Genomic DNA, 26492 nt, shown 5'->3' on the forward strand with positions numbered 1-26492 from the left:
CGACGATGGGCTCCGTTGTTCCGGACGCCGATCGGATGGGTCCGAGGCGGCAGGCGACGAGACGGGGCGCCCACGGACACGGGTTGCCCGGACCTCGTCGGCGTCCTGCCGAGGCCGATGAAGGGGTCACTGTGCTCAAGCTGGGTATCGAAGAGGAGTTCCACGTCGTCGACTTGGCCACCAAACGGGTGGTCCAGTCGGCGCGCGGGCTCCTGCACCGCCTTCCGATCGGCGCCTTCGTCGGCGGGGGCACCGCTTCGACGATCCGGCTCGTCGGTTCCGCGCACCACGAACTCGAGGACCTGCGCGGCGAGTTGGTGGCACTGCGCGGAATCCTGGTACAGCGCGCCGCGGGCCTGCACCTGGGTGCGCTGGCGAGCGGAACCGCGCCCCTGCTCCACGCGAACCCGAACCCGGACGCGAACCGGGAGTACCCGGAGCACAACCATCCGTACCACGACCCGGAACCCGCCGACGGCCCGGTCACCTGCGGCATGTTCGTCCGCGTCGAGGCCGAGGACAGCGAGGTGGCGACCCGGGCGATCGCGTGGATCATGCCGCATGTCCCCACGCTGTTGGCCCTGTCGTCGAGTTCGCCGTACTGGGCAGGCCGCGACACGGGCCACGCCAGCTGGCGCTGGAACCGCCCGCAGGTCTCGGCCCCGACGAAGGCCGTACGCGGTGTCGGCGCCACGACGTCGCCCCGCGAGACGCCGCCCCTTCCGCTCCGCCTGTCGGCGCACGCGCCCATGCTCGAACTCCGCGTCTGTGACGCCATCGCCGACGTCGAGGCGAGCGTCGCGATCGCGGCCCTGTTCCGCGCGCTCTACCGGTACGCCTCCCGTGCCGTCGTTGCGCACCGCACGCCCCCGGCGGCCTCGCCGACGATCGCCCTCGACGCGATCCGCCACGCGGGGCGCTGCGGGCTCGCGCACGACCTGATCGACCCCGTGGCCGCAGTGACGCGTCCTGCGGCCACGGTGGTCCGTGCCCTGGTGGCCGACATGGCCCCGTACCTGCGCGAGACCGACGACCTCGACCGGGTCGAGACCGCAATCGAGCGGGTGCTCGCGGAGGGTTCCGGTGCCTCGCGGCAGCGCGACGCCGCGCGCCGGGGCGGCCTGTCCGTCGTCGTGGACCGGGAGTTGGCCCGTACCATGGCCTGCGTGGTCGTCACCGACACCGCTCCGGCTCCCGCTTCCCCGGCGATCGACGCCGGCTCGGCGCTCGGCACCGCCGTCCGGTAACCGACCGGCGATCGACCTCCCCGGGGGAGTACCCCGGCCCGGGGGTTCGGCGAACTCTCCTTATTACCATGGGGTTTACCCGTCGCTGGTGCCCGTCGCGGCCTGTTGTCGACCGATCGCCCCGGCGCAACATTCGACCATGTCTCAGACCACGCAGGACCCCATCCGAGAACGTGAGTCCAAAGTCACCACGGGTGGGCGCGTCAGACGCCCCGGCCTGCTCGTGGGGGTGGAGGGACTGGAGGCGTACGAGGTGAGTTCGGCGCTGCTGCGGTCGATCATCTCACCCCCGCGCATCTTCGTCGGATCCACCCGCGAACCCAACGCCCGGCCGGACTTCGCCACCTTGATGGCGCTGGCCGAGGCGGTCGGGGGCGACCCGTACATCAGGGGCGGACGGTCCGCCTCGGAGACGCTGACCCTGATCGCGATGCAGGCCCACCGCTACGAATCCGCCCGGCTGTTCCTGGCCGCCGGACGCACCGTCGTCGAGCAGCGCGGCATCTACACGGCGGCCGTCGAGGACGCGGTCGCCCGCCATCCCGGCGACGTCGACCGGGCACACCGCAGCGCGCGCCGGTTCCTGGCGACCGTCGCCGAATGGCGACCGCTCCCCGGTGTCGTGCTGATCAACGTGGACGAACCGGAAGCCGTCGTCGAGCGAGTGCGCGCGCAGGACCACGAAAAACTGCTCGACCCGGTGCAACTGCATCACAAGGCGGTCCTGTTCGAGCGGCTCGCGACCGACGACGCGGCTCGGTTCCGGGTCTTCGACCGACGCGAGTCGACCGACGCCGGGTCCACCGAGGCGGCGGTACGGGATTGGGTGGGCCGGGTGTTGCCGGAAGGCGTCGGCGCCCAGTCGGCCTGACGGCGGACGAAGAGGACGACAAGGACGACAAGGACGACAAGGACGGCGGACGGCGGCTACCCGCGCGTATACCCGTCCCGGGTGACCGACTCGCCCTTCCTCACACTCACGCACGGCGCGAACCTGCCCCCGGACTCCCTCCGACCGCGGATCGAGTCGTCACCCCTCACCCAGCCCGGGGAGCAGCACAGTGCAACGAAGTCACACCGACACGACGATCAGACGAAGGGTGCCCGGCAGGCTCGCCACGGGCCTGGGCGTCGGCGCCGTGGCGCTGGCCGCGACCGTGGCCGGCGCCGGCCCCGCCCACGCGAGCGACGGCGACGCCAAGGCATGCGGGACGGCCGCCATCGAATGGTCCGTCGACAACGGCAAGACCTGGTCCAAGGCGGGCCTGTTGGGTTCCCTCGCCACCAAGGTGAACGTGCGTGTCGCCGGCAACGTGCCGAAGTCCTGCACGTACAAGGTCACCCTCGCCGCGTACAGCGCGGAGGGTCCCACCTGGAAGACCTCGGGGGTGCAGCGCTATCTCGGATCCCGCACGGCGTCCCTCACCGGTGCGCACCCCACCGCCGCCCTCGACATCAACCGCTACGCGCCGCCGTGCTTCGGCCAGATCGATCTGTACGGCAACGACAAGGTCTTCGACGGGAAGGCCAATCCGCTGCCGCGTTATCCCGACGCGAAATTCCCGACCGACCTGATCGCGGGTTGGAACGGCGGCAAGGAATGCGCGCCGTCGTCGCCGAAGCCGTCGACCAAGCCGCCGACCACTGCGCCGCCGACCGGCACGGCCCCGCCGACCACCGCCGTGCCCAGTACCGGCGCGCCGACCTCGAAGCCCAGCCCCTCGACGTCCGCCGGCACGACGTCCAAGCCCCCGTCCACCTCACCGTCGACGTCGACCTCGGCGTCGACTCCTCCCGACGACCAGCGAACCCCACCCGTCTCGGGCGATGTGCCGGGTCAACTGGCCCACACCGGCGCGAGTGACGGCGTGTTGCGGATCGCCGGCGCGTCCGCGGCCGTGCTCGTCTCCGGGGTCGGCGCACTCCTGCTGATCGGCCGCCGCCCCCACCGACGCGACCCCCGCCGGCCCGGCGCCGCAGGCTGACCACCCGCTCCCGACGTCGCGCCGCGCCGGCGTCCCCTTCGGGGCCGGGCCGTGTCGTGTCGTGGCCCGATTCGGGCCCCTGCCGATCGCGGGAAAGTCGACGTCGGTTGTCTCGAAGTACCGTGGAGGGCTTCTTGCGATTTCGTTCGCTCAAATTCGTGTTGCCCGCGTTCCTGTTGGTCGGCGGTGCCGTCACCTTCGGGGTCGCGTCGGGTGACTCGGACAACTCCAAGGCCACGGTGCCCACCACCGAGAACGCCTATGTGAGTCAGGTGGCTCCGGCCAAGACCCACGACTCGCAGACCTGGCTGTCGGTGTGTCCGGAGACCTGCGAGGGGGTCGCGCGCTCCGAGCGTCGCGCCTTCCTGCGGTTCACCGTCGCGGGCGTGCCCGCGGGCGCCCGGGACGTGCGGCTGAGTCTGGACCTGTACTCGGCCCGGACCACCGACACTTCCGTACGGGTGCACAAGGTCACCGGTACCTGGTCGGCGAAGACGCTGACCTGGAACCGGCAGCCCGCGTTCGGGGACGAGGTGGGCTCGCGCGACGGGTTCGCCGCGGGGCAGGTCGGATCCATCGACGTGTCCTCGACGTTCACCGGCAACGGGTCGTACACCTTCGCGCTGACCGCGGCCAAGGGCGCGCAGGGCGTGTTCCAGTCCACGCGCGCGGGGGCCGCCCAGGCTCCCCGGCTCTCGGTCCGCTGGACCGATCCGTCCACCCCCACCACGGGAGCGCTGCCCTTCGAGATGCCGTCCACGGCGGCACTGCGCGCGAGCGACAAGAAGGTGTACGCGCACTACTTCACCCCCTACCCCGCCTCCCTCGACAACAAGGAGCCGAATCAGGACTACTACCAGCGCAATTACCTCGACCCGGCGGGCGAGAGCGGCAAGCACGCCGCCTACGGAGGTCTGCTGCGGGATCGGCCGGCGCCGCGCGCGCCACTGCCCGGGGATTGGCAACTCGCGGACATGCAACGGGAGATCCGGGATGCGACCGCCGCCGGTGTCGACGGCTTCACCGTCGACGTACTGAACACCACCGGTGCGCACTGGAGCAGGCTCAAGACGCTGATCAAGGCGGCCGAGAGCACCGATCCCGGCTTCACGATCGTGCCGATGCCGGACATGACCTCGCTCAAGGACGTCACCCCCGCCGGTCTCGCCGCGTCGATGGCCGACCTGGCGTCCTCCGCCTCCGTCCGGCGGCTCCCGGACGGTCGGGTGGTGATCTCCCCCTTCAAGGCGGAGCAGCAGACACCGCAGTGGTGGGGGCAGTTCATCACCGCGATGGAGAAGTCCCACCAGACCAGGGTCGCCTTGGTCCCGGTGTTCCTGAACTTCGCGGCGAACGCCGACAAGTACGCCTCGGTCAGCTACGGGTTCTCCAGTTGGGGCAATCGCAGTCCCAACCGCCAGGGCAACATCCGATCGGACATCGCCAAGGCGCACGGCCTCGGCAAGATCTGGATGCAGCCGGTCGCGGTGCAGGACGAGCGTCCCAACCAGGGGATCTACGACGAGGCGAACAACACCGAGAACCTGCGGGTCTCCTGGGACAACAGCATCTCCGGCGGCGCCGACTGGGTGCAACTGACCACCTGGAACGACTACTCCGAGGGCACCCAGTTCGCGCCCTCGGCCAACTCGGGGCACACCTGGGTCGACATCTCGGACTACTACCTGGTCCGGCTCAAGACCGGTGCGTGGCCCGCGATCACCCGGGACACGGCGTATCTCACGCATCGCGTGCAGTTCGCCGCGGCCCGGCCGACGGGCGGTCAGACGAAGTTGATGACCCCCAGAGCGGGGACCGACCCGCCCAGGGACTCGGTGGAGGTGCTCACGTTCCTCGTCGCTCCGGCGACGGTGAACGCGACGATCGGGGGCGCCGGCCAGAGTTACCAGGCCGCCGCCGGTGTGCAGGCGAGGCTGTTCCCGCTCGCCTACGGCACCAACTCGGCGTCGATCGTGCGCGGTGCGGCCACAGTCGCGACGGTCTCCTCCGCACATGTGGTGCGGAAGGACTTCGCCGCGCAGGATCTCGGCTACCGAGGCACGAGCAGCGGCCGGCCCGGCGCCGGCTGACGCGTCACGGCAGGGAGTACGACCGGCGGGGCCGGGTCCGAACGGGCCCGGCCCCGCCGCCTGTTCGGGACGCCCTCGGAACGTCGTCGACAACCTCGCGCCGCACGGACTTTGACGCCGGGCCCGGTCCACGACGCACAAACACGACGGCCCGGGTGCGCGATGGGGGTCGCGCATCCGGGCCGTCGCGGACGCGTACGGGATCGGTGGGGGTGGGACTCCGAATGCCGTACGGGTACGGGCGGTGCGGGCTCGGGCGGCGCGTGCCGAGAGGGTACGTCTCCCCGCGCCATTGAGGGGGAACGCCCGGCTGTCGCCCGAGCCCGCGCCGCTCAGTTCCCTGAAGCCGCCTCGGCGGACGTCGGGTGGTCGGCCGACCGGTCGCAGAACTCGACCGACCAGTGCACGCTCTGCGGAGGCTTCGTGCCGCCGGTGCGAGTTCCGCCTCGGGTGCCGCCACCGCGGCCTCCGTGTCCTCCACCAATGGACGAAGCAGAGCAAATCATGTCAGATTTCCTTCCGTTCCCGAAGGATGGCGAGGGTTGAGTCGAGAGACCCGTAGGGTTCGCATCGAAGGTGAGCATCCGCTGCAGTCGGGGTCGAGCCCTTCGATGCGACCAGCCTGCGCCATGGCGGGCATCCGGCCAAGTGCCCACAGGCTGAAGGAATATGGCGTGAAGGACAAGCGGCTCTGGCGCTTGCCGATCGGCACCGGGGCAACCCGGCACCCGGCCCGTCAGTCCAACAGGCGCAGCTCTTCCAACCAACGTCGCGCGGCCTGCGTCGCGGGGTCGTCGGTGCCGCGTGCCCGTACCTGGGCACGGAGCACCGAGGGGCCGACGTCGAGTCTGGCCCGCCGCCGCGCCACGCGGCGCCAACTGGTGTACGCGTTGTCCGCGAGTTGCCGAAGCGCCGCGTCCGACTCGGCGTCCGCCTCGGGTTCGAGGACCAGGTCCGCGTAGATCCGCGCGGCCAGTTCCGGTTCCCCGGTCAGGGCGGCGACGTAGGCGCGCACTTCCCGGGCGCCCCGCGGGGGATGGGGGTCGTCCGCGGTGAGCTGCACGGCACGGGTGCGCGCCTCGGTCCAGTCCTCGGCCGCCACGGCGGTATGGATGCGCACGAGCAGGGCGTGTCGGCGCTCGGCCGCGGAGGCATCGAGGATTGGGTCCGGGGTCGGGTCGGGGACGGGCGCGTCGACGGGCTCGACGGCGGTCGCGCGCGGGGCCTCGACCGTCTCGAACCGCACCGGCGCGGCGGGTTGCCCGGCGGTCGGCCGCGCGGGCGATTCCTCGACGAGTACCGGTCGCGGCAGCCGGGGCCGGGGGTCCGGGGCCGGGTGCGCGTCCACGGCCGTCACCTCGCCGTCCACGTCGACGATCAGCGGCCATCGGGTGCCGTCCGCCTCCACCGCCACGGTCCGCACCGCCCGGCCCAGGCTCAGCGCCTTGACCGAGACCCGACGGATCGCCTCCGTGCGGGCGAACTCCGCCGGTGCGGGCACGAGTACACCGTCCACCACCGTCTCGCCCCGCGCGGTCATCTCGATCACGATCACCGGTGAAGCCGGCACCGAAGCCGGGTCGATCATGTGCGCCTCCCCTGGATCCTCGACGCGCCGCGCCCGCGTCGTGCGGTCTCGATCGAGACCTCCCCGCGCGTCCGACGGCGCGAGTCGGCGCACGCGCATCGGGGACACCATAGGGCCATCCGCGCCGATGGACGCGCATTTCCGTGCGGAAATCGAAATGCCGCCGGTAGGCGCCGGTCGCGCACAATGGATATTCGCCCGGTGTCCTTGACGTCGGGATCCGCCCTTTGCTTCACTGAGGCGGGCGAATGGATCGGTAATGCGGAACCGCCCCTCTCCCCCGGGCCCGGGCACCGGATCGCCCGGCTCGCGACAGCCTGTGCCCAGGGTGGAGCGACACCCACGAGCGAGCATGTCGGGGTCGCATCGTCGGGTCGATCAGTCCGATTTACTCCCGTTTTCTTCCCATTCTTCATCCGTTGTGACGCCGGCACACACCTCCCACCGTCCCCCGGGGCCGGCCACCGAGGAGCCACGCCCTATTTCCCGAGACATTTCGAATCGGCGATCACGGCACCTGCCGGACCGCCGCCTCGAATATGGAAATCCCGACCGTGCAGCGGAAATCGGAAATCCGCTTCCGGTGAACTGTCACACGCCGATCAAACCGCCTCATCGAGTTCGGTAGGCGGCGCCTCGTCCTCTTCTTCGGACGTCGATCGGATCGACTCGTCGGCGCGCACGAAACGGCCCTGGAGGCATCGCCCGGCGAGCACGAACGCGTCCAGGGCGGCCTTCAGGAGCGGGTTGTGGTTGGCGGTGCGATACAGCGCGAACACCCGGCGGTGCGACGGGGTCTGCGCCAGCGGTATGGCGACCATGCCGTCCCGGGGCTGGTAGGCCAGACCGGGCACGATGGCCACCCCCGCACCGGCCGCGACCAGGCCCTGGACCACGTCGTAGTCGTTGCTCCGGAAGGCCACCCTGGGAGCGAACATGTGCGCCGCGCAGATCCGGAACAGGCTGGTGGCGCCCGCGGTTCCCGGCCTGCTGGCCACCCAGCGCTCGTCGGCCAGGTCGGCGAGGTCGATCCCGTCGGCGCGGCGCAGCGCGTGATGCCCGGCCGGTACCACCACGACCAGCGTCTCCTCGATGAGCGGGAACACCGTGAGTTCGACGGGCCACACCCGCGGCACCAGGTCGTAGGCGAAGACCAGGGTCAGGTCCAGTTCGCCCTTTTGCACCTGCGGCAGCAGGTCGTCGGGCTCGGCCTCGTCGAGCAGGATCTCCGCGCCGGGGTGGGAACGGGTCAACTCCGCCACCGCCGACGGGACCAGGCGTTCCCCGGCGGTCGGGAAGGCACCCAGGCGCAGGCGCCCGCTGCGGCCCTGGACCACGTCGCGGATGTCGCGTTCCAGGCTGTCCAGTACCGCGATCGACTCGCGGGCTCGCTCGGCGATCGTGAAGGCCATCCCGGTCGGCCGGATCCCGTGCGCCTCGCGCTCGAACAGCGGTGTGCCCACCGCCCGTTCCAGTGCGGCGATCTGTTGGGACACGGCGGAGGCCGTGTATCCGGTGCGGCGTGCGGCGCGGGCGAACGATCCGGTGACCACCACCTCGACGAGCGTGCGCAGATGCAGGGGGTTGAGCATCACATGTCCTTGGCCTGGCTGGAACGGGGGTTGAGCATCAGAGTTCCTTGCCCTGACTCGAAAGAGGTCGCGGTCTGGCGGACCTTGGCACCCGTGGTGCCGACCACGACGCTGTTGAAGCACGTCGACCGAATCGATCGTTGGGCCTCGAGGAGTGCTTCGCCATGTCGGATGTCCTGTCGCTGATGGATCAGTGGGGGCCGGAGAAGGTCGTCTCCGTGTCACACACCCGAACCGGTATGAAGGGCGTGTTGGTCATCGACAACACCGCCCGTGGGATGGGCAAGGGCGGTACCCGGATGTCCCCGACGGTGACCACCGGTGAAGTGGCCCGGTTGGCCCGGGTGATGACGTGGAAGTGGGCCGCGGTCGACCTCTTCTACGGGGGCGCCAAGGCCGGGATCGTCGGCGATCCCACCGGTCGGGACAAGGAGGCCGTACTGCGGGCGTTCGCCCGGGCGTTGTCGAACGAGGTGCCCGCCGAGTACGTGTTCGGCCTGGACATGGGGTTGACCGAGGACGATGCCGCGATCATCCAGGACGAACTGGGCGACCGCGGGGCCGCGGTGGGCACCGATTCCGTGCTGGGCGGGGTGCCGTACGACCGACTCGGGGTGACCGGGTACGGGGTCGCGGAGGTGGCCGACGCGCTGGCCGCGCGCATCGGCCTGCCCCTGGCCGGGGCGCGGGTGGCGATCCAGGGGCTGGGCGCGGTCGGTTCGGCGGCGGTGCGCCGGTTCGCCGAGCTGGGTGCGACGGTGGTCGCGGTCTCCTCCGTGCACGGGGCGTTGTACGACCCGGCCGGTCTGGACGTCGAGCGCCTGTCGCGCCTGCATGCGGAGTTCGGCGATCTCGCGGTCAAGGAGTACGCCGGCGGGGTGGTGCAGGCGTTGGGTTCCGAACTGGTGGTGCCGGCGGAGGTGTTGGTCCCGGCGGCGCTGCAGGACGTGATCGACGAGGGGGTGGCCGATCGCATCACCGCCCGTCTGGTGGTGGAGGGTGCCAATCTGCCCACCTCGCCGGGCGCGCAGCGCGTCCTCGCGGAGCGCGGGGTCGTGGTGGTGCCCGACTTCATCGCGAACGCGGGTGGCGTGGTGGCCGCCGGGTTCGCGATGGACGCGCGGTATTCCGCGTTCCGGCCCGACGCGGAGGTGATCCGGGCGAGCGTGTCCACGAAGTTGCGGGAGAACGCGGTGCGGGTGTACGAGGAGAGCGCGCGCCGTGGGGTCACGTCGCACGAGGCCGCCCGCGCGTTGGCGCAGGAGCGGGTCCTGGCGGCGATGCGGCTGAAGGGACGGGTGGCCTCCTGACCGTGGTGTCGGGGCGCGAACTCCGGGTCCGGGTTCACCCGTCGGCGTACGCGGCGGGCTCTTGCGGTGCCGCCGGCGAGGTTCCCGGGAATTCATCGGGCTCAGGTGTGGCTGTCCACGGACAGCGGCATCTGGCAGAAGGTCTCGATCTCCTCCTGGAGTTCGCGCACCCGCGTCTCGCGCACCCGCATCGGCCGACGAAGGCGCTCGTGCACCAGCATGACAAGGGAGCGCAATCCGTCGACGCGCCAGGACGGTTCGATGCGCAGCACGGGGCGTAGTGCCTCGGCGGTCGCGTCGATCTCGTCCAGGTTCGCGTAGGCGAGTGCGATGGATACCCGGGCGATCATCTCGTCGGTGCTCGAATAACGTTCGGGCGTGATCGCGGCGTACATGCCGAGCGCGGTCTCGCCGCATTCGATCGCGCGGCGTTCGGCGCCGGGGATGAAGACCCGGGTCAGTGCCTCGTAGGCGCTTTGTTCGGCCGGGTCGAAGGTGAGCAGACCGCCGATCTCGTCCAGTTCGTCGCGGCGGGCCAATTTGCGGGCGTCGGTCGCGGCGCGCAGTGCCGCCGAGGCGGCGAGGGCGTCGCCGAGGGTGGCCTGGGTGAGGGCGACCAGGGAGTGCAGCCAGACCGATGCGGTACCGACCCCCATGTCGCGTACGGAGGCGCCGAGTCGGGCGTAGCGCAGTGATTCGTGGACCCAGCCGGCGCGGTAGGCGATCAGCGACTGGACGCCGCGCAGCCAGACCTCGGCGCTGGGGTCGCGCGCCTCCACGACCGCGTCGAGCAGTCCGGCCTGGGCCATCGCCAGTGCCTCGCGCGTGTCGCCGAGGTCGTGCAGGGCCCACGCGGACACGCCGCGCGCCAGCGCCTTGGTCAGCGGGTCGACGCGCGAGTCGTCGGGGTCGCCCGGTGCCCGCAGGGTGGTGGCGTGTCGCCGGACGGCGACCAGTTCCTCGTGGATGCTCGGCAGGGCGGTGTGCGGGTACACCGCCGCGAGCCGCCGGATCGCCGCCGCCGTCCGGGCCGGGGACGGGAACTCGATCGTGTCCCTGGGCCCGCCGAGAACGTCGACCTTGTTCGTGAGTTTCATGCGTCGTCTCTCCGCCGATGCGAGATCGTGCCTGGCGGTTGCCAGGATCCCGGCGCGTGGCGGGTGCGCAAAGGTCGCCACGGTTACCCGTTCTCGGTAAACCGAAAGGTAACCGCAGGGAATGCGGGACATTGCGGACCCCGGTCGCCGGCTCGCCCCCGACGGTCGGCGGTCCGGCGGTGTCGAAGGATGGTAATACGCCGGAAACATCGATGCCGTGATTCGGTCGCCGGGAAATATCGGAACCCAAGAGTTCGACGTCGAACTGTTGCGCCGTTCGAGGTCCTGCCGCTGTTCGTCGAACGCTCTCCTATGTATGCTCCGATTCAGTTCCGCTCAGTTCCGTCCCGTTTCATTCCGGCCGGTCCGCGCATCGACGCGGCGCCGGGGGCATTCGATCGCCACCCTCCGTCGATCGGCGCCGTAACCGGATTTCCACTGCGCGTCACCCCCGTGTCGCGTAAGTGCCGATTCCTGATATCGAGGAGCCCCCGTGGCAATTGACGTCGCAGCCGACCGACCCGTCGTCCTCGTCGAGATCTCGGCCGATCACTCCGTGCGCGTGGCCGGCGAGGTGGTCGTCGTGGCCCCGGGGGACGATCCGCGCGGGGCGGCGCTGGCCGTGGTCGCCGAGCGGGCGCGGTTGCTCGGGCAGCCGGTGCGGGTGCACGCGCGGGAGGCGGACGGCACGATCTTCCCGTTGGACGTGTACGCGGATCGTTCGATCGCCGAGGCGGGGGCGCCGATCCCGGCCGCGCGTCGGCGCGGCATATTCGGCCTGCGGCGACCCGGGTCCCCTTCGGGCGCCGAGCCGACGCCGACCGAGGGCGCGCCGCCGGTGACCGCGGCACCGGTCGCCGTGGCGCCGCCGGCCATGGCCGGGGCCGACGTGGCGACCCCGTCGTGGACCCCGCCGCGGCCGGCCGCGAACGCGCATCCGCCGGTCCCCGCGGCGCACACCTTCGGCGGCGGCGTGCCGACGCCCGGCGCCGAACAGCGCCGACTGCTCGACCTGATCCGGTCGGCGATGGGCACGGGAGACCACGCCGACGCGTTGACGCTGGCTGCCGAGTTGGACTCCCGCACGGGGACGACGGCGGCCGGTGCGGCGGAGCGATTGGCCGCGCGCGAGGTCTACGGATACGTGGCGCTGGCCACCGGGCACCCCGAGGTGGCGGTGCGGTTGTACGCCGAGGCGGCCACACTCGGTGACGGCGGGGCCGGGGATGCGCCGGCCCGGATGGCCGCCAACGCGCACTTTTGCTGGCTGCGCGTGACCGACCCGGTCGCGGCGGACGCGGCGGGCGCGTTGGTGCTGCACGCGTACGCCGTCGGCGGGGTCGCGGATTCGCCGGGGGCGCGCGCGGCGCGGCGACGGCTGACGGCGGCGCGGGCCGGCTCCTGAGCGGCCGACCGGGCCCGATCGTGGGCCCGGTGCGACGGGGTCGGGGCCCTAGGCGAGCGGGCGCGGCGGCGACGGGTTTCCGCTGCCGCCGACGCGCGGTCCCGCGGCCCAGAGGTGGTGCAGGTCGTCGGGGTTCAGCGGGCTGCGGTAGGCCGCGCGCACCACCTCGTGGGCCACCGGGCCGCCCTCCTCGATCAGTCGGACGAACCAGTCGAATCCGGCGGGATACGCCCACAGGTAGGAGCGCAGGAGCGGGTTGGCCCCCCGGTCGCCGATCAGGTCGGCGATCTGCTGGTCGTCCCAGAACGGCACCCGCGCGCGGGCGTGCGCCGCACACGCGCCGGCGCCGACGCCCCGATTGATCGCCAGGTGCAGTTCGCTGCGCACCAGTTGCAGATAGTGGTCGAGGCGTACGCGGGCGATCAGCACGTCGTCGTCGGGTGCCACGAGCAGCGGCATCGCCTGGGCCAGGCCCTCCAGGACCACCTGGGTGGGCCCGTGTACGGACAACACCCGCACCCACGGCACGTCCTCGCTGCCGCAGCGGTCCGCGAAGCTCGCCGCCTGCAGGCCGTGGCCGAGCACTTCGTGCAGGGCGAACTGCCGGGTGCCGGCCCGGGTGAAGCGGGCGTTGCGCGGATTGAGCCGCAGCCGCACGTTCAGCCCGGCGCCGTCGAGCCAGTAGGCCCAGTAGGCGTCGACGTCGACACATTCGATGCTCAGCTCGTACGCCGCGTGCGCGCCGGTGAGCGCACGGACGGCCGGCTCGTACGCGGCGGCGGCCGCCCGGATCTCGGCAGACACCTCCTCGGGGGCCACCGGCTCCTCCAGGACGCGCAGGTCCCGATCGGTGGCCCCGTGCCAGCCGATGCCCAGCTTGTCCAGGAGTCGCTGGGCCAGCAGGCCGCGTTCGCCGACGTAGTCGGCCGACCAGCCCGCGACCGCGCATCCCTGGGTGGCCCGCACGTACGGACCGAGCGCCGGCCGTTCGCCCAACTGCGTTCCCAGGTAGGCGAGATCGGCGGCCAGCCGGCCGGCCAGGCCGGGCACTTCGGCCACCTCCGGCGCCGCCGCGAGCGCGCTCAGCCGCGCGTACACCTCCAGCCGGCTGCCCGCGGCCGGCACCGGATCGGCCGGCGGAAAGAAGTCGAATTCGATGATCGCGGCACCGCCCCGCTCGATCTCGAAGCGGTGCCAGGCGCGGATCGCCGCCTCGACCTCGTCACGCACTGTCATGAACCACATCCCAACGCAGCGTCACATATTCGTTGGCGACCAGGTCCTGCCTGGAGAGCGTCACGTGCAGTCGGTCCTCGTCGAGGCTCCAGCGGGTGTGCTGGGTGATCGAGTTCTCCGAGCCGTCCGGATGTTCCTCGACCGCGCCGCACCCGCGGAACTCGGCGACACCGTGATGGGTCACGCTCAGGGAGAACTGCCGCGTAGGCCGCGCGATGGCCTGGTGCCAGTACGTCGCATCCACGAACAACCCTCCCTCGCAAACGTATTCGATGACGGTAGTCTCCCCGGGCGGCACCGGGGGCGAGATCTGGCAGGCGAACTTGGTCAGCCCCGTGGTGTCGTACAGCCGCTGGATCGCGATCTGTCGGTCGCAGGCGTCGGTGGGGGTGATGGTGAGCCGGCCGCGGGTGCGCTCGAACCACAGCTCCCGGACCATCCGGGTGAGCGGGCGGCCGGTCAGGTTGAGCACCACCTGGCGGTAGGTCAGCCGCACGTGCCCGTCCCGGTCCACCACGATGTCCACGTCGAGCGAGAGTTCGACCGCGTCGCCGAACGGGTGCGGCGCGTGCGGGGAAGCATCCCGGGGGGCCGGCTCCCAGTAGTCGGCCGCGCCGCGCTGCCCGGGCTCGCGCCGGTCGGTGCCGGCGCTGCGCGGCGCGGGGGGCCGGACCCCGGGCGCGACCGGGTCGGGCGACTGCGCGGGCACGTCCTCCTCCCACGGCTGCGGGGCCAGACCCAGCATCTCGCCGGGAATGCGCAGGCCCTGGGAAACACGCTCGACCACGTGCTGTTGGCGGACCTGAGCCCTTCCCTTGACGTAATCGGCGACGCGGCTCGGCGTCATCTCGCACAGCCGCGCCAATTTGCTCAGAGTAAATCCGAGGTCTTCCTGGGCGAGCCGGAATATGGCCCCCAGATCGCGGTCGGCGCAGGCCCTGATCATGGCCGGGGTGGCCAACAACGCGGTAGGCAGCGGGTTTCGGTCTTCAATTTTCGACATTCTGAGCCCCCGTGACTGAGCCGACCCTACGCGGCCCACGTAGTTACCGGTGAATTTACCAGTCCTAGGTAACGTCCTCGACCTTATGTCGATTCCCGCTCCGATACACAATCTACAAACCGGCGTTCAATCGAACGCGGTCCGTGACATTCGAATGTCCCAAACGATCGGCGGACGCAATGCGGGACGGGCAAATGGGGCCGACGGGTACGTATCACCGGCGCCCGATTCTCCCGCCCACGGGCAGCCGCGACGCTGCCCACGGCCCGGTCGCCGGGTCGCCGATCCGGGACCCGTCCGTCGCGTCGGTGCACCCGCCGCGCCGCGACGACGGGCGCACCGTATCCCCCGTGAACCGTCCCCGCGACGTGAAAAGCCAGGAGATCATGTCCGCATCGACAGACTTCCGACCCGTCCTGGTCGAGCGGAAGCAGGGCGGCCCCGGGTCCGCGCCCGCGATACCGCGCCCTCGGCCGACCGATGCCGGCCCCCACCGACGTGTGCTCTACCGCGGTACCGACCCGGCCGCGGTGCATGCGGCGGTCGCGTCCCGTCTGGGCCCGCACCGCCTGCGCGTGCCCGGCGGTCGGATCAACGCCACCTTCCGAGCCCTGCACGAGGGCATCGTCACGATCCACGAACTCGCCTACGGCGCTCGGGCCGACGTATACCTCGACGGCAGCTCGCCGGACTACCTGATCCCCATCCGTCACCGCGGTTGGGGCCGGGTGCTGATCGACGGCACGGAGAACACGCTCTCCCCCTGCGTCCTGGGCCCCGACCGCCCGTCGCGTCTGTCCTGGGAACCCGACACGTCCGTGGTGCTCCTGCGCATCCCCGGCGAGGTGATGCAGCGCGCGATGGGCAACGGTGTGGTCCGCTCGCCCTGGGGCTCTCGCGAGTTGGGGCCCTACCTGGACGCCGGCGACCTCGGCGTACGGCAGTGGCTCTCCCTGGCCCGCGACTTCGCCACGATGGTCGACTCCGGCGGCGGGCACCTGGTCGGTTCGCGCACGGCCACCCGGCACTTCGAGCAGGTCCTCGTACACGGCCTGCTCTCCTGCGCGCCCGCCCACGGCGCCGGTCCGCTGCGGACCGGCTCGGGGGCCGACGAACCGAACGGGCTGCGCCGGGCGTTGGCGTACTGCGCCGAACACGCCGGGGAGCCGATCTCGGTCGGCGCCGTGGCCGCGGCGGCCGGGATGAGCGTGCGCACCCTCCAGGAGAAGTTCCGCGTGCACCTGGGCGTGACCCCCGTCGGCCATCTGCGCCGGGTGCGTCTTGCGGGCGCGCACGCCGACCTGATCAACGTGGCCGAGGGCAGGTCCCGGGACACCGTGACCGACATCGCCCTGCGCTGGGGCTTCGGCCACCTCGGACGCTTCGGGTCGATGTACCGCGAAACCTATGGGCAGTTGCCGTCCTACACCCTGCGACACGGGGCTGCCGAGGACAAGGTGTCGCGCGCCGCGGGATGAGGCGGGCGCGAGCCGGCGGTCGGCGGCGTCGCCGGCCGCCGGTTCACCACGACGGAAGCGGCACCGTGGCCCGGAAGTGCTCGCGGGCATCGGCAGTGCGCCCGTTGCCATATACGCGCAACACCTCGGCCAGGCCCGGGTACTCCGCCGCGAGCAACTCGGCCGCGGCCTCGATCTCGGCGGCCGAGGCCGCAGCCCGCAACACGGCCTGCACCGAGACGGCCGGATCGGCGGCCGGCCCGGTCAGCACCTCCGGCCCGTTCAGTCGCAACGCGGTACGGGTACTGGGCTGATGCGACCTGATCCGCTCCAACGCGACGGCCCGGTCGGCGTCCGGCAGGCGCTCGAAGTCGGCGGAGGCGACCAGCGCCTCGATCTCCTGGAGTCGGGACAACACGGCCGGGTTGCCGATCTTGGCCCGCTGCCCGGACATCAGTTGGGAGAGCATCGGCGCGGACAGGCCCAGCACGGCGGCGAGTTCCAACTGCGACGCGCCCAGGCGTCCCAGGAGCCGGCGGAAGCGATCCTGCAACGGCTCGCCGTACCACTGGGTTTGCCGCGCGCGGTTGCGCGCGATCGCTTCCTCGTCCCCCGGTGCCTTCGTCATCGTCGCATGATGCCGCTCGAACGACGCGTTTGCAATTGCAATTTCGGGTCCGCCGGCGGGTTCTCGCGTGGCCTTCGGCACAGAGCCGGGAATCGCGTCGGCCCCGGCTCGCTTCACCCCGTCCCGAGCGGGGTCCAGCGATACGAGCCGTCGTCGCGATAGGTGCAGCGCACCCGCGTGCCGGACGTGGTCCGCGCCTCGGTCATCACCTCGTACCACTGGCAGGGGGTGTCGCCCGCGACGGGCGCCGGGGGCCGGGTGGTGCCGGAGGGCGTGGGTACCGGGTCGGTGCCGGGGGAAACCGCCCCCGTCACCGTGGAGCCCGTCGTCCGCGGCGGCGACTTCGGGGTGGGCGGGTCGGCCGGGTCCCCGCCGATGGTCAGCCATGCCGTGGTCGCCCCCACGGCGACCAGCCCGCCCAGGAGCAGCAGGCCGCGCCGCCTCACGACACGTGTCGACGGACGTGGATTTCCGGCCGGCCGCGAGACCGGCGCGGGCGTGGCCCAAAGAGCTTCGGGAGCGCCGGGGTTGTGGCGCGGCGGCGCGTGGGTCGGCGGTGCGGGCGTGGGTGCGGACCCGGGGGCGGGTGCGGACCCGGGCGTGGGTGCGGACCCGGGGGCGGGTGCGGCCGCGGGTCCGGGGATGGGCGCGGCCGTGGGCCCGGGTCCTGGTTCGCCGGTGGGCCTCGGCAGGGGTTCGGGCATCGGCCCGGGCAGCGGCACGAAGCGCAGCGCGGCGCTCCCCCGCGCGCTCGGCCCGCCGTCCATCCGGATCTCCGGGTCGCGCGGCACGCCCCGCAGGACCGGCCCCGCCGGAGCGTGCCCGGGGAGCGGGCCGAGCACGTCGAAGACCTCGATCGGCTCCCCGTCGGCGGTGAACGCGGGTACCACCGGCTCGCGTTCCCCGGCGCTTCCCTGGATCTGCCGCAACCGGGCCAGCGCCCGCGCGGCGCTCTCGGGCCGCTCGTACGGGTCGGCGGACGTCATCGCACCCACCAGGTCCCACAGCGGATCGGCTCCCACCGGCACGGTCGGCGGCTCGTCGGGCGGATCCTCGTGGCCGGTGAGCAGTTGCCACGCCAGCACGCCCAGCGCGTACAGGTCGCGCCGCACGTCCGGCGCCGCGCCGAGCGACGCCTCCGGCGGCAGGTAGCCCGGAGTGCCCACGACGTGACCGGACTCGGTCAGCCTGGGTCCCTCCTGGGACAGCGCCAGGCCGAAGTCGCCCAGCAGACAGCGGGGCATGTCGTGACCGGTCACGTCGAGCAGCACGTTCGCCGGTTTGACGTCGCGATGCAGGAGGCCGACCGTGTGCACGTGGTCCAGGGCGTCGAGGAGTTGGCCGAGAATCACCGCCGCGTACGACCTCGGCAACGCGCCGTAGTCGCGGATCAACGACGCGAGCGATCCGCCGGCGAACAGCTCCATGGCGATCAGTACGTCGCCGTCGGCCACCCACGTGTAGGGCGACGCGACGTGCCGGTGCTCCATCCGGAAGCCCTGTTCGCGAACCACACGCAGCAGTAGACCCGCGTCGGCCGGACGCACCAGCTTGGCGGCACAGTAGCCGTCCAACCGATGGTCGAACGCCCGCCATACCGAGCCGGACATTCCGGTCCCAACCGGGTCGACGAGGGTGAAGCGGCCGGCGAGCGGTGAAGGCACGGCGTCACCCTAGCGCAGGGGTTCCGGCTCCTCCCCACCCCGTTACCCGTGGGTAGCCCCGGGTTTGCGATCGCAATCCGGATCATCGCCGTCACGCAATCGGGACGACGCGAACTCCGGGGCCGCGCCGAGGTGTTCCGGAGAAGTTCCGGGGACGCCTTCGAGAGCGCCTGCGGGCCGGCCGTCGGACAGCCGCGCGCGCAACGAGCGCATCCGGTCGCGAACCGCCTCCCGCCCGGGGTCCTCGGGCACGGTCGCGTACGCGCGCAGTACGACCGGGCCGAGATCGTACGCGGACCGCGGCTCGGCAACGCGCAACCACGAATAGTGCGCGTTCCTGGCCATCCGGGCGCTCTCCTCGGGCCGGCCGACCCAGGCCGGTGCGGCATCGGCGTACAACTCCACCGCGAGTCCCGGCCGATCGGTCATCAGCGCCACATACGCGTGCACCTCACGCGCGGCGGGCACGGCCCGATGATCGCCCCCCGCCTCGACGGCCGCATCGAGGGCGGCGGCCAGCGTCATCGCCCGCTCACCATCGCCGGCTTGCAGCGCCCGCGCGATCTCGGCAACGGCCCGGGCCTGTTCGACGGTCGGCTCCGGCGCACCCGCCGCTCCGGACGCGGGCGGTTGCAACACGGCCGGCTCGACGCCGGCTTCCGCGCCCACCGACACAGGCGCGGGACGCCGCCCCGGCGGTTGCCAGGAGGGCGCCCCCGAACCGGTCGAGACTCCCTCGGCGGAGCCTGAGACGGGCACCGGAACGTGCGAAAGCGCAGGCGCGGACGCCTCGGGCAACCCCGAAGCCAAGGCCGCCCCCGCCCCCGAAGCGGCCACCGAAGCCGAGGCGGACGCCGAAGCCGAGGCGGACGCGGACGCAGATGCCTCAGGCGAAGCCGAACCGTCGCCCGACCCCGAGCCGACCACCGACCCTGCCCGCCCACCCCCCGCCGGCGCGGACATTCCCGTCGCGGCCGCGGGCGTTGGTGTGGGCGCCGACGTCCCCGTCGGCGTGAGCGACGTCGGCGCGGGCGTCGCCGCCGGTGTGGGCATAGGCGCCACCATCGGCTCGGACGTCGGCACAGACTTCCCCGTGGCGGGCGCGGGCGTCGGCGCAGGCATGGGCGCGGGCGTCACCGTCGCGGACGCGGGCGCGGGCATCGCCGTCGGTGCGGTCTCCGACTCCGGCGGCCGGAGGTCCCTCGTCGGTGGCGCGAGTTCCTCCGGGGCCGTTGGTACGGGCGTCGGTCCCTCTCCCCGCCCGGCCGAAGGCCCCCGCGGGGCTTCGGGAGCGTCGAACGCGGCCGTCGGTCCGCTCGGTTCGCCGAACCGCCGGACCGGTGAGGTGGTGGCCTCCGGGTCGCGCTTGCGTCGGCCGGGGCGCGTGCGCCGCTTGTGTGGTGGGGCGACCGGGTCGTTCGCCGCGGCCACCTCGCCGTTCTCGGCGACGATCAGCGGGAACAGGGTGCCGTCCGGCTCGACGGCGGCGACCCGCACCGGACGGCGCAGGAGGCGTGCGCTCGCCGCGGCGGCCTCCACCGCGGTCGCGCGGGGGTCGACGCCCGGCGGTACCGGAACCTCGGTGCCGTCCACCCGGACCCTGCCGTCCGTCGACAGTTCGATGCGGACGACGGGCCACGCAGGCACCATGGAAGGAGTGGAAGAACTGGTCACGACGGCTCCTTCGGTCGGGCGAAGCACGGGGCGCGGCACGGACGGACGGCTCGGGCGGCCCGGTCCGGCGGGCCCGATCCGGGCGTCGGCGTCGGCGTTAACCATGGCGACGCGGCGTCGACCTCGGCTTCGGCTTCGGTTGCGATTTCGGTCAGGGCTTCGATTCCGGCTTCCTCGTCGCGGCGGACGGCGGCATCGATCCGGGCGCCCCCGGCCCGCCCGTCGCGCACACCAGGCCGCCCGGCGCCACCTTCATCCCGGGTGTTCCGTCGATCACCGTCACCACGATCACGCACGAATCGGCGGTCACGGGATCCCCCGAGAGCACGGCGTCCATCGTGTTCGCCGCCGGGAACGCTGTCTTTTGGTAGGTGCCGGACGGACTTTGCGCGATGGCCAGGTATCCCGCGATCCCGTCGGTGCGCGCGGGCGCTCGCCAGGTCACCCGGATCCCGCCCTCGACAGCCTGTCTGGTCACCTGCTGCGGCCGATAGGCGGCAAGCAGTTCGCCGGTCACCGGAATCACGCTGCCGGACGCCCCCGGGCCGGGCGCCCCCGAGGTGCCCGGTCCGGGTGGCGCCGCCGCGTCGGCGCCGTCGTCGCCACCGGTCAACAGGACGGTGGCGACGACGGCGCCGGCGACCAGGAGCAACGCCGCGAGCACGAGCCTCCCCCGAGACCCCCGCTCCCGATCGACGAAGTCCCCGCCGTGGCGGCCCCATTCATCGGGAGCCACGGGCCCGCCGTACCCGAAGGGCTCGCGCTCCTCCGCCGGTGTTCCCGGTGCGAGCGGGATCGGCGGCGGCGCGAACGCCCGTCGGGACGTGCGATCCGACCTCCGGACGCGCACGGTGTCCCCCTGGATGGCATGGCGAATGAACGGGTCGAACACCCGCGTCGACGCCCGGGGCCGGGGCCGGATATCGGCCCGACGCCCCACGATCCCGGTGGAACCCATGGGGAGTCTAGAAACCACCCGGCGTGACCGATAGGCCGAATCACGCGCGGCGACCCACCCCTCGCACGCGATTCGGCTGACCCCTGACCTTCGACCCCGGCCGCCGCACCCGGCCCCGCCTCGTCACAGGCGACAGCTGATCTCCATCCCGTCCTCGACCGGGAAGCTCACACTCTCGTAGCCGTTGCCCGAGTCACGTACGTAGTCGAGGTACGGCTGCATCGAGCTCTGGTCGATGTCGTCGGCCACCACGAGCGTGCCCGGCCGCAGGCGCGGCTCCAGCAGGCGCAGCACCGGCAGGCACAGGTCCTTCCAGCCGTCGAGCAGTACCAAGTCGGCGGGTGCGTCCAGTGCGGCGAGGGTGTCGAGGGCGTCCCCCTCCAGCACGGTGATCAGGTCGTCCACGCCGGTCTCGGCGAAGGTGCCGCGGGCCGCGGCGATCTTCTCCTTGCTGAGTTCCGTGGTGAACACGCGTCCCGCACCGTTGTCCCGCAGGGCCGCGGCCAGGTGCAGCGTGGAGATCCCGAACGACATGCCGAACTCGACCACCGTCGTCGGGCGTGTGGCCCGGACCAGGTTGTAGAGCAGCACACCGCCCGCGGCGGAGATCGGCATGTGGATCCCCGCCGCGGCGTCGGCCTTCTCGTGGGCCGACATCGAGGCGTAGCCGGCGGGCAGTGTCGCGGCGATGGCGTCGTCGCGCTCGGCCAGGGCGAACATCCGGTCGAGGGCGGTGCGGATGCGGGGGTCGGCAAGCGTGTGAGTGAATGTCATGGCCGCTAGCGTAGACGCAACGTCGCGTCTACGCTAGCGGCTTTTCCCGGATGTAATACCCTCGACCCGAGGAGGCGAGATGACATCGAGGACACCGGGCGCCGACGCCCGCACCACCCCCACCGTCGGCGGATCGGACGCCCCCGGCGGATCGGCTCGACAACACCACGGCAACCGACACGGGCGCAGCGAACAGGCCCGCCTGGCGGTAATCGAGGCGGCCGACGACCTGCTCGTCGAGAAGGGCTTCGCCGGCGTCACGATGGAGGGCATCGCCGCCCGCGCCGGGGTGGCCAAGCAGACCATCTACCGGTGGTGGAGCACCAAGACCGACGTACTGATGGACGCCTTCCTCGAGGACGCCGCCGAGGACCTGACGATGCCCGACTCCGGAGACCTCGCCCACGACCTGCGCGACTACCTGCGCCGGCTCGCGTACTTCCTCGCGAAGTCCGACTCCGGCGCCGTCTTCCGCGCGCTGATCGCCCAGGCCCAGCACGATCCGGCGTTCGGCCGCGACTTCCGCGCCAAGTGGCTCGACGCGCAGCGCCGACGCGACCGCCTCGCCCTGGAACGCGCCATCGCCGACGGCCGGTTGTCCGCCGACCTCGACATCGCCGGCGAGACCGACCGACTGGTGGGCCCGCTCTACTACCGCGTCCTGGTCACCGACGAGCCGATCGACGCCCCCTACACCGACGCCCTCGTCGACGCCTTCCTCGACCGCCACGCCCGCCCCGCCACCCCCTGACCGGCCGGAGACCGAATCGGGCGTTCCACCCCGCGCGGTTCAGCCCATCCGCTCGACCGAACCCGCGCGGGCCGCGTAGTCCCGGAGCGTGAGCGCGCTCGCGGCCTCGTCCGTTCCGTCGCCGCTCGCCCACGGCAGGCGCGGCAGGTGCCGCGTCCACGGCAACATGCGCGTGGTGCGATCGCGCACCCACACCGCGGCCCGGCTCCCGGGCAGGATCGCCGGCGTGTTGTCGAGCGCGAGGCGTTGGCACCGCTCGACGTAGTCGGCCATCTCGTGTCGGTAGCGGGCGAACGCCGTGCGGTACTCGCCGCCCGCGCTCGCGAGTTCGCCGGCCAGCACGTACGCGCCGACCAGCGCGAGGCTGGTACCCATGCCGGAAAGCGGCGCGGGACAGTGCGCCGCGTCGCCGGCCAGCACGACGCGGCCCTTCGACCAGCGCTGCATGTGTACCTGGCTCGCCGCGTCGAGATGGAAGTCCGGCACGTCCCACATGGCCTCCAACAGCTCGGGTACGACCCAGCCCGCGCCTCGGAAACGATCGGCGACGAACTCCCGGCCGGCCACCGGATCGTGCCGGTCGAACTCCGTGGGCGGCGCGTCGAAGAAGAACATCGCCCTAGCCTCGCCGTCGACGCCGATCGGGTACAGCCCCGCCGTCCGCGCCCCGCCGCGAACCGGGTCGCTGTACAACTTCCACCAGCCGTCGAGCGGCACGGGGCTGCGCGTGGCGAAGATCGCGAGGTGTGAGCCGAGCGGTCGCACGTACGACGCTTCCGGGCCGAAGACGGCGGCCCGCACCCCGGAATGCAGCCCGTCGGCGCCCACGACCAGATCGAACCTGCGATCGCCGCCGCCGACGAAGTGCGCCGTGACGCCGTCGTCGTCCTGGTCGAGGCCGATCACGCCGTCGCCGAAGACGTATTCGGTGTCCGCGCGGGTGGCTTCGTGCAGGATACGAACCAGGTCGCCGCGGGTGATCTCGATCTCGGCGACCGCGCCACCGGAGTGGCCGAGCAGGTCGACCGGCACGGTGGCGGTACTACGCCCCGCGGCGTCGACGAAGGCCAGGCCACGTGCGCCGGTGTGGGCACCGCGGATCTCGGCGGCCAGACCCATCCGCTCGACGGCCTCCCGGGCGACGCCCCGGATGTCCACGGCCTGCCCACCCAGCCGCAGCGCCGGCGCCCGCTCGGCGACGGTGACGTCGAAGCCGTATCGATGCAGCCAGTAGGCGAGCGCGGGCCCGGCCACACTCGCACCGACGACGAGCACGTTGCGGTTCTCCACGATTACTCCTCGTTCTCTTCCCGAACACAACCTGAACGGTGTTCATGTAGAACACTGTTCAGGTTAGGTAGGGTGGCGGTACGTGTCAACACGGTGACGAAGGGATCGACGGCGTGCGCCTACACCGCTCGGACGTGCTCGCGGGGGCCATGGCCATGCTCGAAACGGACGGCCTCGACAAGCTGACGATGCGTCGGCTCGCCGGTGTACTCAGCGTGCAACCGAGCGCCCTCTACTGGCACTTCGCGCACAAGCAGGCACTGTTGGACGCGATGTCCGAGCGGCTGATGGAGGGCGTCGGCGACGTCGATCCCGACCAACCGGGCCTGGATCGGCTCGCGGAGTTGGCCTGGCGACTGCGCACCGCGCTGATGTCCCACCGCGACGGCGCCCGGGTCGTCTCCGGCACCTACGTGCGCGAACCCAACACGCTGCGGGTCGGCCAGGTCGCCATCCAGGCGGTCATCGCCGCCGGGGCACCGCAGGAAGAGGCCGCCCTGGCCGCGTTCGCCCTGCTCCACTTCGTGTTCGGCCACACCATCGAGGAGCAGGCGCGGGACGAACTCGTCGCCCGGGGCGCCTGGCAGGAGCACACCGTCGACATCGACGCGCGCGAATACCCCGACGTCGGCCCCGCCCTCGACGCCCTGACGGCCACCGACTCCGCAGAGCGTTTCCGCTACGGCGTACGACTGATCCTCGACGGCCTGGCCGCCCGAATCGGCAGTACGACCGGCGCAACAGGGTTGTAACCAGGGCGAATTCGGCTTCGCCGACAATGCCCCGATCAACCGCAAATCGGTGTATTGACCATCCGGCAAACCCGGCGGACTCTGCTGGGTATCCGGGTGTACCACGACGGCGGCGAGCAACGCCGCTCTGCGCCCTTCGCTCCGCGCTTTCTCGCTCTGCGCTACTCCCTTATCGCTACTCCCTCTTCGCTCTTGGCCCTTCGCTCTTCGCTCTCCGTGGTCACCCTCACCGACACGCGGCAACGCGCCGTGTCGCGTTGCAGAAAGGCGGGATGGGATACATGCCGAATCTCCGGAGCGTCCACGGCGCGGTTCTCACCGACTCGATCCCCACCCACCCGATCCCCGCCCCGTCGATCCCCGCGCCGCGCGCCGGGGATCCCGCGCCGGCGCCGATCCCGCAACCGGTCCCCCGGCCCGCGCCGCGCCCGATTCCGGTACCGGTGCCGCCGGTTCCCGGTCACCGTTTCCGGATCTTCAAGCAGGACCCGACGGTCGCCGACCCGGCCGTGCGCTCGGTCTTCATACCCACGGTCGTGCTCAACGGCCCCACCGACGCCCGCGTCTCGACCGAGCTTCCCGGGGTGACCCCGGTCGCCAGGAACACCACCGGCGACTTCGAATTCGACCCGGGCACCGCCGAGTTCGACTGCGCACACGCGTTCGCGGTGGTGCACGAGACCGTGTCGATGTACGAGCGACACAACGACGGCGCGCCGATCCCGTTCGCCTGGAACGTCGGCGGCAACATCGACCGGCTGACCGTCTTCCCCCGAGCCGGATCCGGAGCCAACGCCTTCTACAGCCGGGCGGCCAAGGCACTGAAGTTCCTGTTCTTCACACCCCAGGGCGGCACTTCGCCGGTCTTCACGTGCCGGTCCCTGGACATCGTCGCGCACGAGACCGGGCACTCCATCCTCGACGGCCTCAAGCCCGGCTGGCTGAGCAGCGGCAATACCCCACAGACCGGCGGGCTGCACGAGTCCTTCGGCGACCTCACCGCGATCTTCCTCGCCCTGTCCCAACCGGACCAGGCCGAGGCCCTGGTCGCACTCGCCAAGGCCGACCTGCATGCCCGCCAGTTCCTGTCCGCCCTCGCCGAACAATTCGGCCAGGCCCTCGGACTCCCGTTCGGACTACGCAACGCCGACAATGACCTCAAGCTCAGCGAGGTCGGCAACGAAGTACACGCGATCTCCCAGGTGTTCACCGGCGGAATCTACGACACACTCGCCGACATCTACGCGTTCGAGCGCATCCGCCAGGCCCGGACCAAGGACCCCACGATCGTCCTCATCGAGGTCGCCGACCACCTCTGCAAACTGTTGTTCGACGCAATCGTGGCCGCACCCGCAACCGACGCGACCTACGCCGACGTGGTCAACCAGATGTTGCGCCTGTCCGCCGAACGCAACGACCCGGCCAACCACCGCACGTTCCTGCGCAACAGATTCGCCCTCCGCGAGGTCGTCGTCTCCCCAACCCCACTCGACGCGGTACTGGAGGGCCACCTCAACCTGACCGACCCCAACTACACGGGCGACGGCACCCACGAGGCAACGACCGTCGACCCGGCAAACCAAAACTCCCCGAGCCTACGCGCGACCCAGGACCGATCCACCTGCTGCGGCACCATGCAAATGCCCGAATTCCAACACATCGACCCAGAAACCCTGGCCACCGGCGGCCCCCTGACCGACCAGGACATCCTGTCCCACGAACTGGCCAACCTCCGCAGGGCCTTCAACAAGTAACCCACCCACACAGCCGAGCAGAGCGCCGGGAACCCGGCCGACAGCAGGGGGCGGGAGGGTGGTCGGGTCGAGCTCCCCGGGCCGTGCGTTCCCGAGTGCGCCGGGTACTTCCGGCGGGCGTTGCGCCTCGGGGTGCGGGTGCCCGGTCCGGGGCTGGCCAGAGTCGGCGGGTGGGCCGCCGCCGGCGTGCGGGGCTCCGAGGCTCGAAGCTCGCGGCGAGATGGGTGTGTTGGTCGG

21 protein-coding genes are annotated in these 26492 nt (G+C 71.8%); 10 read left to right on the forward strand and 11 right to left on the reverse strand.

Going from position 1 to position 26492, the window contains the following annotated elements:
• Positions 1–131 precede the first annotated feature (131 nt).
• The 4 genes from ACFXKZ_RS38585 to ACFXKZ_RS38600 all read left to right on the forward strand — a co-directional run bounded on the left by ACFXKZ_RS38585 (position 132) and on the right by ACFXKZ_RS38600 (position 5322).
• The gene (locus tag ACFXKZ_RS38585; RefSeq protein ID WP_380007986.1) at positions 132–1247 is read left to right on the forward strand and encodes a glutamate-cysteine ligase family protein; all 1116 of its coding nucleotides are present in this window, start codon (positions 132–134) and stop codon (positions 1245–1247) included.
• Between the two features lie 139 nt (positions 1248–1386).
• A complete protein-coding gene (locus tag ACFXKZ_RS38590; RefSeq protein WP_380007989.1) occupies positions 1387–2118 on the forward strand; it encodes a hypothetical protein in 732 nt (243 codons plus the stop codon).
• A 229-nt stretch (positions 2119–2347) separates the two neighbouring features.
• Positions 2348–3232, forward strand: a complete 885-nt coding sequence (locus ACFXKZ_RS38595; protein ID WP_380007991.1) for a hypothetical protein — start codon at positions 2348–2350, stop codon at positions 3230–3232.
• Between the two features lie 134 nt (positions 3233–3366).
• Entirely contained in the window at positions 3367–5322 is a 1956-nt protein-coding gene (locus tag ACFXKZ_RS38600; RefSeq protein ID WP_380007994.1) for an endo-1,3-alpha-glucanase family glycosylhydrolase, read from the forward strand.
• A gap of 736 nt (positions 5323–6058) precedes the next feature.
• Here ACFXKZ_RS38600 and ACFXKZ_RS38605 read toward each other — a convergent pair.
• Positions 6059–6910: a hypothetical protein gene (locus tag ACFXKZ_RS38605; RefSeq protein WP_380007997.1), complete on the reverse strand. Its 852-nt coding sequence runs from the start codon at positions 6908–6910 to the stop codon at positions 6059–6061.
• A gap of 602 nt (positions 6911–7512) precedes the next feature.
• Positions 7513–8502 (reverse strand): LysR family transcriptional regulator, encoded by a 990-nt coding sequence (locus ACFXKZ_RS38610; protein ID WP_380008000.1) that lies wholly within the window; start codon positions 8500–8502, stop codon positions 7513–7515.
• Positions 8503–8666: 164 nt separating this feature from the next.
• On the opposite strand from ACFXKZ_RS38610, the gene ACFXKZ_RS38615 reads away from it, so the two are divergent.
• Complete coding sequence (locus ACFXKZ_RS38615) at positions 8667–9812, forward strand: Glu/Leu/Phe/Val dehydrogenase (protein WP_380008004.1); 1146 nt, start codon at positions 8667–8669, stop codon at positions 9810–9812.
• Positions 9813–9913: 101 nt separating this feature from the next.
• Here the strand turns inward: ACFXKZ_RS38615 and ACFXKZ_RS38620 are convergent, their stop codons facing one another.
• Positions 9914–10909, reverse strand: coding sequence for a hypothetical protein (locus ACFXKZ_RS38620; protein ID WP_380008007.1), 996 nt, complete (start codon positions 10907–10909; stop codon positions 9914–9916).
• Positions 10910–11402: 493 nt separating this feature from the next.
• Here ACFXKZ_RS38620 and ACFXKZ_RS38625 point away from each other — a divergent pair, with 493 nt between their 5' ends.
• Positions 11403–12314 carry a hypothetical protein gene (locus tag ACFXKZ_RS38625; protein ID WP_380008010.1) on the forward strand — a complete coding sequence of 304 codons (912 nt, stop codon included), beginning with the start codon at positions 11403–11405 and terminating at the stop codon, positions 12312–12314.
• Positions 12315–12362: 48 nt separating this feature from the next.
• Here ACFXKZ_RS38625 and ACFXKZ_RS38630 read toward each other — a convergent pair whose 3' ends face one another.
• Both ACFXKZ_RS38630 and ACFXKZ_RS38635 read right to left on the reverse strand, forming a co-directional pair.
• Entirely contained in the window at positions 12363–13550 is a 1188-nt protein-coding gene (locus ACFXKZ_RS38630) for a hypothetical protein (RefSeq protein ID WP_380008013.1), read from the reverse strand.
• Complete coding sequence (locus tag ACFXKZ_RS38635; RefSeq protein ID WP_380008015.1) at positions 13537–14553, reverse strand: helix-turn-helix domain-containing protein; 1017 nt, start codon at positions 14551–14553, stop codon at positions 13537–13539. The genes ACFXKZ_RS38630 and ACFXKZ_RS38635 overlap by 14 nt, the downstream gene beginning before the upstream one ends.
• Before the next feature lie 386 nt (positions 14554–14939).
• Here ACFXKZ_RS38635 and ACFXKZ_RS38640 point away from each other — a divergent pair, with 386 nt between their 5' ends.
• A complete protein-coding gene (locus tag ACFXKZ_RS38640) occupies positions 14940–16031 on the forward strand; it encodes an AraC family transcriptional regulator (RefSeq protein WP_380008017.1) in 1092 nt (363 codons plus the stop codon).
• Between the two features lie 43 nt (positions 16032–16074).
• Here the strand turns inward: ACFXKZ_RS38640 and ACFXKZ_RS38645 are convergent, their stop codons facing one another.
• The 5 genes from ACFXKZ_RS38645 to ACFXKZ_RS38665 form a co-directional block, all read right to left on the reverse strand.
• Positions 16075–16638 carry a helix-turn-helix domain-containing protein gene (locus tag ACFXKZ_RS38645; RefSeq protein WP_380008020.1) on the reverse strand — a complete coding sequence of 188 codons (564 nt, stop codon included), beginning with the start codon at positions 16636–16638 and terminating at the stop codon, positions 16075–16077.
• Between the two features lie 113 nt (positions 16639–16751).
• Entirely contained in the window at positions 16752–18302 is a 1551-nt protein-coding gene (locus ACFXKZ_RS38650; RefSeq protein WP_380008024.1) for a protein kinase, read from the reverse strand.
• A gap of 42 nt (positions 18303–18344) precedes the next feature.
• Positions 18345–18971: a hypothetical protein gene (locus ACFXKZ_RS38655; RefSeq protein WP_380008027.1), complete on the reverse strand. Its 627-nt coding sequence runs from the start codon at positions 18969–18971 to the stop codon at positions 18345–18347.
• A gap of 1156 nt (positions 18972–20127) precedes the next feature.
• On the reverse strand, positions 20128–20640 hold the full coding sequence (locus tag ACFXKZ_RS38660) for a hypothetical protein (RefSeq protein ID WP_380008030.1): 513 nt from the start codon (positions 20638–20640) through the stop codon (positions 20128–20130).
• A gap of 417 nt (positions 20641–21057) precedes the next feature.
• The gene (locus ACFXKZ_RS38665; RefSeq protein WP_380008033.1) at positions 21058–21708 is read right to left on the reverse strand and encodes an O-methyltransferase; all 651 of its coding nucleotides are present in this window, start codon (positions 21706–21708) and stop codon (positions 21058–21060) included.
• Positions 21709–21787: 79 nt separating this feature from the next.
• Here ACFXKZ_RS38665 and ACFXKZ_RS38670 point away from each other — a divergent pair, with 79 nt between their 5' ends.
• On the forward strand, positions 21788–22459 hold the full coding sequence (locus ACFXKZ_RS38670; protein WP_380008037.1) for a TetR/AcrR family transcriptional regulator: 672 nt from the start codon (positions 21788–21790) through the stop codon (positions 22457–22459).
• 39 nt (positions 22460–22498) lie between these two features.
• On the opposite strand, the gene ACFXKZ_RS38675 is transcribed toward ACFXKZ_RS38670, so the two are convergent.
• Entirely contained in the window at positions 22499–23749 is a 1251-nt protein-coding gene (locus ACFXKZ_RS38675) for an FAD-dependent monooxygenase (protein WP_380008040.1), read from the reverse strand.
• A 113-nt stretch (positions 23750–23862) separates the two neighbouring features.
• Between ACFXKZ_RS38675 and ACFXKZ_RS38680 the strand changes: the two genes are divergently transcribed.
• Together ACFXKZ_RS38680 and ACFXKZ_RS38685 are read left to right on the forward strand one after the other, a co-directional pair.
• Entirely contained in the window at positions 23863–24501 is a 639-nt protein-coding gene (locus ACFXKZ_RS38680; protein ID WP_380008043.1) for a TetR/AcrR family transcriptional regulator C-terminal domain-containing protein, read from the forward strand.
• A 281-nt stretch (positions 24502–24782) separates the two neighbouring features.
• Positions 24783–26255: a hypothetical protein gene (locus ACFXKZ_RS38685; RefSeq protein WP_380008046.1), complete on the forward strand. Its 1473-nt coding sequence runs from the start codon at positions 24783–24785 to the stop codon at positions 26253–26255.
• Positions 26256–26492 lie beyond the last annotated feature (237 nt).

It is taken from the genome of Embleya sp. NPDC059237 (genome assembly GCF_042754105.1).
Lineage (GTDB): Bacteria > Actinomycetota > Actinomycetes > Streptomycetales > Streptomycetaceae > Embleya.